3 protein-coding genes are annotated in these 7,434 nt (G+C 43.6%); all 3 read left to right on the top strand.

The features are described from left to right. Positions 1-236: 236 nt before the first annotated feature. The 3 genes from ABWV72_RS21230 to ABWV72_RS16810 all read left to right on the top strand — a co-directional run bounded on the left by ABWV72_RS21230 (position 237) and on the right by ABWV72_RS16810 (position 7,150). The gene (locus tag ABWV72_RS21230; RefSeq protein ID WP_502902148.1) at positions 237-395 is read left to right on the top strand and encodes a hypothetical protein; all 159 of its coding nucleotides are present in this window, start codon (positions 237-239) and stop codon (positions 393-395) included. Between the two features lie 24 nt (positions 396-419). Beyond that, complete coding sequence (locus ABWV72_RS16815) at positions 420-3,272, top strand: TonB-dependent receptor (RefSeq protein ID WP_502902149.1); 2,853 nt, start codon at positions 420-422, stop codon at positions 3,270-3,272. Between the two features lie 95 nt (positions 3,273-3,367). After that, the gene (locus ABWV72_RS16810; protein WP_353371869.1) at positions 3,368-7,150 is read left to right on the top strand and encodes a VCBS domain-containing protein; all 3,783 of its coding nucleotides are present in this window, start codon (positions 3,368-3,370) and stop codon (positions 7,148-7,150) included. Positions 7,151-7,434: the final 284 nt, after the last annotated feature.

The following is a 7,434-nucleotide window of genomic DNA, read 5'->3' as shown; positions in this document are numbered from 1 at the left end:
CATTTTATATTCCATTTTATATTCTGGATGTCCATTTTATATTCTTTATAACATCTCCGATAAATTGGTAATTGAATTGGTAATACAATCACTTGCGCGTTTGGTAATATAATTGTTAACAATTGGTTGATATATTGGTTTTCATTGAGTATATTGCTTTGTAACAATAAGGCAACATCATTATAACAAGCGATCCGCAACCATATGACCTCACAAAAACCATCGGAGAACTCGATATGTCGTTGATATCAGGGCACAACACAAAATTAATTTATCAAAAAGAGCTTTTTACACTTACACCTATTGCAAAATGGGTAAAAGCTGCAGTTTTTGCTTCTGTAGCTGGCTCATTTGCGTTTTCAGCAACAGCACAAAATGCACCTACTGAAAATTAAAATAATGCAGACGACGTCGAAGTTATTAATGTCGTTGGTACTCGAAAAACAATTCAAGACCAAATCGCCATCAAACGTGAGGCAACGACTGTTGTTGACGGTTTATCTGCTGAAGACATAGGTGACTTACCTGCACTTTCAATTGGTGAGGCATTGGAATCAATTACCGGTGCTGCATCTCACCGTGAAAACGGCGGAGCGACTGAAATCACGATTCGCGGATTAGGCCCCTTCTTAAGTGCGACCCATATTAATGGTCGTGAAGCAACAAACGGTAGTGGTGACCGTTCAGTTAACTTCTCTCAGTTCCCGTCAGAATTAATGAAGAAAGTAGCGATATATAAAACCCAAGACGCCTCTATGATTGAAGGTGGTGTTGCTGGTGTCATTACATTAGAAACTCTGAAACCGCTAGATTACGGAAAACAAAGTTTTCAGGCAGAAGCTAAACTTAACTACAACCCTGACGAAGCAGACATCGAAAATTCTCTACAAGGCGACTTAGGCTACCGTGGAACAATCAGTTATGTTGACCAGTTTGATTTTGATAACGGCGCAGCCGTAGGTATATCAGTGGGTTGGCAACGTCAAGACATCAGTCAGCCAGAAGCAGAGTACCGTAGCTCAAGCCCTTCAGGTACCTCTTTGTGGGCGTGTTTAAATGATCCAACGAACATGAACGAAGGTTTTTTCCGTGGTACCGCTGGTGATTGTGAAGACCAAGTTAGCGGAAGCAGTAACCAAGGTTATAACACAGAAATTGATCCAGAAACTGGCCGAGCAATCGATGCCGATACGCCTTATGCTTGGACTGGGTCCAGCCGTAGCTTCCGTCAAAATGAAACCTCAGATGAAAGAGATGCGTTATTTTTTGCAGTACAATTTCAACCAACAGAAGCGTGGGACATCAACTTTGACGCGCAAATTTCAGATCGTAACCAAGCCGAAGCGCGTCACGATCTAATCTTCCTACAAAAACGTGTTACCCCTGGAGTAACCGGTGAAAACCTAATTACTAACAGTGTAGGTAGTATTTTACATTGGGAAGGTGAAGATCGTATTGAATCTGCTGGTGAGCAATTCTCTCGTGAAGAAAACTATCGTGGCTACGGTTTAAACGTTGAACATTATGTGAATGATCAATTAACCATTCGTGGCGATATTTCTTACTCGCAAACAAAACGTGAAGAATTACAAATATCTAACCGAGGTAGAACCGCTGCATACCAGTCTTTTTCTTGGGACATGGGTGAGCAAATTCCTAACTTTACTCTCTCCGATTTTGACGTGACCGATATTTCAAACTTTACTGACAGTCTACGTACTCGTCTTGACCGTGAAAACGTGCGCGAAAATGAAATCACCTCTGCCCGTGTTGATTTCGATTATGCATTAAATGATGGTGCCTTCACTAGCATACAAGGTGGTTTGCGTGTTTCTGAACTGTCTTTTATCCAATACGGTGGTAGCAATGGAAACGGTTCAAGAACTGAGGTTGAATTAGATGAAACCGCTGCTAACGCAATCGACGTCCTCGAAAGCTGCCAAATTAACTTTCCAGAGTCCGGCTTCTTATCGGGAGTTTCTGACGGTGATATTGTTACCAATGTAGATAGTGACGGTAATGTTATTAGCAGTGGCACGGGCAATTCATGGGCAACATATGACAACGTATGTTTCTCACAAGCACTCACCTCCGCTGGCGGTGTAGAATTTGGATACCCTGATGTAGAGTACGAAAATCAGGGCACTATCGATGTAACTGAAAAAACCACTGCGGCCTACATGATGGCTAACTACGACACTGAAATGATGGGTAAATTCATTCGTGGTAACTTCGGTGTGCGTGTAGTCAAAACAGAAGTCAGTTCCGTTGGTTTTAGACAAGGTTACGTCTTCACACAAGACCCACTAACAGATTTGTGGAGCTCTTCAGAAGCGGGAGATATTACCCGTACTGTTGCAGAAAGTGATTACACCGAAGTATTACCTAGCTTCAACTTAGTGATTGATTACAGCGAAGACATTCTATTCAGAGCCGGCGTATATCGTGGTATGTCTCGCGTAGACCCAGCAGATCTGAGTTACGATCGCACGATTGAAACCGATGATGAAGCTGAAGCAGCAACACGAGAAGAATTGCTAACGGGCGTGGATGGCTCTGGTAACCCAAGCACTAAACCTCTAATGTCATGGAACTATGATGTGGCGGTAGAGTGGTATCCTAACGACGATTCAATTTTCGCGTTCGGTTTCTATTACAAACAATTTAACGGTGGTTTCCAACAACAAACCGTATTAGAAAACTTCGTAATTGACGGTGTAGAAGTTGGATTACCGATCACTAACTCTGTCACAACAGATGAAAGTAGTGACCTGTTTGGTATAGAGATGTCGTTAGCTTACCGTTGGGATAACGGCTTTGGTGTGAAGATTGGCTATAACTACGCAGACTCAGATTATGAGTTTGAAGATGGTCTATATGGAGACACCTTCGTCACAGATCTAGATGGAGTAACGACTCAGCTTACAGAAGGTATCGTTGAGCCAGGAAACGTACCTGGATTCTCTGAGCATGTATTCAGTGGTCAAGTGTATTACCAAATCGGAGACTTCGATACCGCGCTAATCTACAAGTATCGTAGCGAGTACTTCCAGCCGTACACAAGTAACGGCACTAGACTTCGTTTCGTTGATGAAGCTGGAGTTTGGGAAGCCCGCGCGTCATACAAAATCAATAAACATTTCCGTGTAAAAGTTTCTGCAATTAACTTGTTCAGTGAACCTAAGTCTCAGGACTTCTTCACGATAGGCAACACAGGTGAAGTGAACGACTACGGTCCGCGCTTATTCGCAGGTATTAGCTTTAAATATTAATCACGCACAATGCATAGTTAGGACATACCTAACAATTAATCAATTTTGTTACCTAACTATGCAATATAAAAGAATAATTTTCAGGAGTAGAAAGCATGTTTAAGAAAAAACTTATACCCCTTGTTGTCGCCACAGCCTTGGTTGGTTGTACCGGTGATGATAAGGCTGAGTTGGATGGCAATACTCGCGGAAGTGTCGCAATCTCCGGTAGTGATTTTTTTGCCGGTGCCACACTATCAGCAACGGTGACTGATGCAGATGGAATTGATGGCGAGATCACTTATGCCTGGTCTACAGGCGTAACTGGCGATACTTATACTATTACCGAAGCAGACGAAGGTACGGTTGTCTCTGTGTCTGCTAATTATACCGACAACGCAGGTTTCACTGAAGGCGTGGGTGCATCCACTCCGATGATAAACCCGACTTTAAATGTCACTGCTAACGTAGTGAAGGGCCCTGTAAGTGGCGCAAGCTGCGACATATTTGCAATAGATGATGATGGTGCGGCAGTCTCCCCTGCACAAGCCACCGCAACGACAGCAGATACAGGTGAAGTAACCTTTAGCGACGTTCATTTTGAAGGCTACGGTCTTGTTTCCTGTACTGGTGGTACTTATACCGACGAATCAACAGGTGAAATTTTAGATGCACCAATGCTAAGAGCTGTGGTGGATGTTGTTGAAAATATAATTGATGAGAATGGCGTGGTACAGCCACCACCTACCTATGTTGTCTCTCCTTTGACTGAAATGGCGGTGCAATCAGCAGGCGCTGATTTAAATAGTTTTGCTACTGTGATTGATGCGATTAATGCCCGTTTTGGCATTCGTTTTGATGTAACAGAAGTTGCGCCTACAACAGTGGGGGTCGATGCCCTTGGTGCAGATGGAGCAGATAATGCCGACAGATATGGTTCAGTATTAGCCCTTTTGTCACAGTTAGATGCTGACGATGCCGATAAAGATTTGGCTGCGATTTTAGCTGACCTTGTTGCTGACATCGCTGACGGTACCTATTCCGAAGCTACCTTAGATGCATTTGAAATGGCGCAAACCAACCTGCAAACTACCTCCGAAGTTGCGAGTGATGTTGACGTAAGTCTACTAGACGCAATCGGTGCAGCAGTTGGTTACAATAACGATCCTGTTGTAGCAATCATCGGTGGTGTATTGAGTGCTACTGTACAAAATACTGAAACTGACACTTATACAGCGTCGGCAACAGTCACAGATCCCAATTTTGAAGAAGACGCTTTCATTGCGCAAACAGACGTCGTACTTGATTATGGAACTTTCAGTATTACCGAAGATGGTGAATGGTCTTATACAGTTGATACCACAAATGACACAGTGGCTAGCCTTGAAGTAGGCAGCTCAGTCAACGATATCATCACTATATCAACCATTGATGGTACCACTGCCGATATCGACGTTCGTATTGCAGCGCTTACTCAAGTGGTTAAAATTTCCGATACCGGTGATGACACAGGTGAGATTAGATTTGGCGTGAATAATTTACGTCAAGGTAAGCTTAGCGCTTCGTTCTCTAAAGAAGCGGCACTTGGTAGCGATGGCAATAATAAAGATGCGTATATCTCACTTTATGGCTCATCTGGAAGTTCTAGTGAGTCGCTCATTGATTTACGTATTCAAGGAAGCCAAACTGACGCTGACGGCAATCCTATCGACCCACGCTTCTTAGTGCGTAACACCGATAGTGACGATTACCCCGGCATCATGATTACTGCCCCATTCGTGGAAGAGCAGTTTTATAATGTTGAAATTGCTTGGGATTTGGACGCTGCTGAACAATTAACAGTCACTATCGACGGTGAAGTTATCGGTGGTGGTTCTTTCTCAACAGCGGCCGTTGTTGATTCAGATTTCACAGATTTAGACCAATGGTTTGCAGATGGTGTGCAAGTTATCCAATTCAGATTTGGTGATAACAGCAGAACGATTCCTTTTGGTTCTTTCTATGTTGATAACATTGAAGTGTATTCCGACACAGATGGCACTGTAAGTGTATTTGAAGATGATTTTGAAAATTATGATGAAGGCGATACATTAAATGGTGACAGCAGCCTTTACGGTTTAGCTATCTACTCTGAAGTTGTAGTATTTGATGTAGGCGATGGCTCTGCAGAGCCTACTCCTGCAGCTTTCTTCGATTTGACAGCTACTGTTGCAAGCGATACCACTGTGCCCTTAACAGGTACTGTGAGCGTGATCGATCCAGATGCAGGTGAAGCCTTTATCATTGAATCCACGATTACAGGCACTTACGGCGTGCTGACAATACTAGAAGATGGTTCATGGACTTATACCCTTGATACTGCCGATCCAACAATCGCAGCCCTTGAAGTAGGCCAACGTGAAACCGATACCATTACCATTGAATCTGTCGATGGCACTACCGCGGAACTAGTCATCACTATAAACGGTACCATAGTGGTCGACACCGGCTCAGACAAGGCTGTTAGAATCACCGACTCTTCAACTGAAGATGCGGGCGAACTACGCTATAAGCCTGATGAAGCTATTTTGAAAGGTAGAATGACCGCAACGATACAAAGAGAAGCGGGCGCTAAGGCTGAAGACCCATCTGAAGATGCACAAATAGCGATATTTGGCTCTAGTACCAGTACTAGTAACGCAATGGCATATATCTCACTAGATATTAGTGGTGATGATTACGACCTACGCGCTGATGGTTCTTCTAGTGGTGGCGGTTCTACTGCTGGTTTCCAAGAAGGTCAAGATATTGATTTCGAAATCTCTTGGGATGCAACATCGGCAAGTGACACTGTTGCGCCACTGGTTACTGTTACCATTGACGGTCAAGTCGCCTTTGAAGGTGAGTTCTCTTCACCCAGCGCAGATCTAGGTAGCGTGCAAGGCGGAGTTGAAACTATCTTCTTTAGAATCGGCGGCACCAGTGATGTAACCGCTTTTGGTTTGCTTGTTGATGACTTTACGGTTTACTCATCAGACTCAGGTTCAGAAGTTGAAGTATTTACTGACGATTTTGAAAGCTATACAGTTGGTAACTCGTTAGATCCTAATGCAGATACTGCTGACACTGCACCAATCGCAGATGCAATCGTTGAAGCCAGTACGCCATACGATAGCAACTCATTTGAAGCTTTTGTGGTGGAAACGGGTAGTACAGAGGAAAATAGTCAGTTTGCAATTATTACTGACTCCTCGTCTGAAGATGCAGGTGAGTTAAGATTTAAGCCTGATGATGCCATTGTAAAAGGCAGATTCACCGCGACGGTACAAAGAGAAGCCGGCGCTAAGGCTGAAGACCCATCTGAAGACGCACAAATAGCGATATTTGGCTCTAGTACCAGTACCAGTAATGCTATGGCATATATCTCGTTAGATATTAGTGGTGATGATTACGACCTACGCGCTGATGGTTCTTCTAGTGGTGGCGGTTCTACTGCTGGTTTCCAAGAAGGTCAAGATATTGATTTCGAAATCTCTTGGGATGCTTCAGCTGCAAGCGATACAGTTGCCCCATTGGTTACCGTAACCATTGACGGTCAAGTCGCCTTTGAAGGTGAGTTCTCTTCACCCAGCGCTGATTTAGGTAGCGTGCAAGGCGGGGTTGAAACAATCTTCTTTAGAATCGGCGGCACCAGTGATGTAACCGCTTTTGGTTTGATGGTTGATGATTTCAAAGTGTATTCATCAGACTCAGGTTCGGAAGTTGAAGTGTTTAGCGATAGTTTTGAAACCTATACAGTAGGTAATTCATTGGATCCTAATGCAGATACTGCTGACACTGCACCAATCGCAGGTGCAATCGTTGAAGCCAATACACCCTATGATAGCAACTCATTTGAAGTGGTAGTGGGAGAAAGATAAGTTATAAGGGTGGATAACCTCCACCCAAACTTTAATCATTTAAGAGACCGACGGCGCAAACCGTCGGTCTTTTTTATTTGTGTAGCGAGTCAATCTCCCTTCTTACGGATACCAACCCATGGCACGGGGTTATTCATGGTCAGTTATTCATAGCTGTTAGGGGATTTCGCCCTAAGGCGTCAAAGCATCTTGGCGGGTTGTCTCGCACACTAAAAATTTATTCGATTTAACGGCTACATTGGAGTGAATAAGTGAAGAAAAATGTTAGATTGCAAACAAAAATG

It is taken from the genome of Aliiglaciecola sp. NS0011-25 (assembly GCF_040370605.1).
GTDB lineage: Bacteria > Pseudomonadota > Gammaproteobacteria > Enterobacterales > Alteromonadaceae > Aliiglaciecola > Aliiglaciecola lipolytica_A.
The sequence above is the reverse complement of the archived record's forward strand: the minus strand, read 5'-3'. Positions and strand labels throughout refer to the sequence as shown.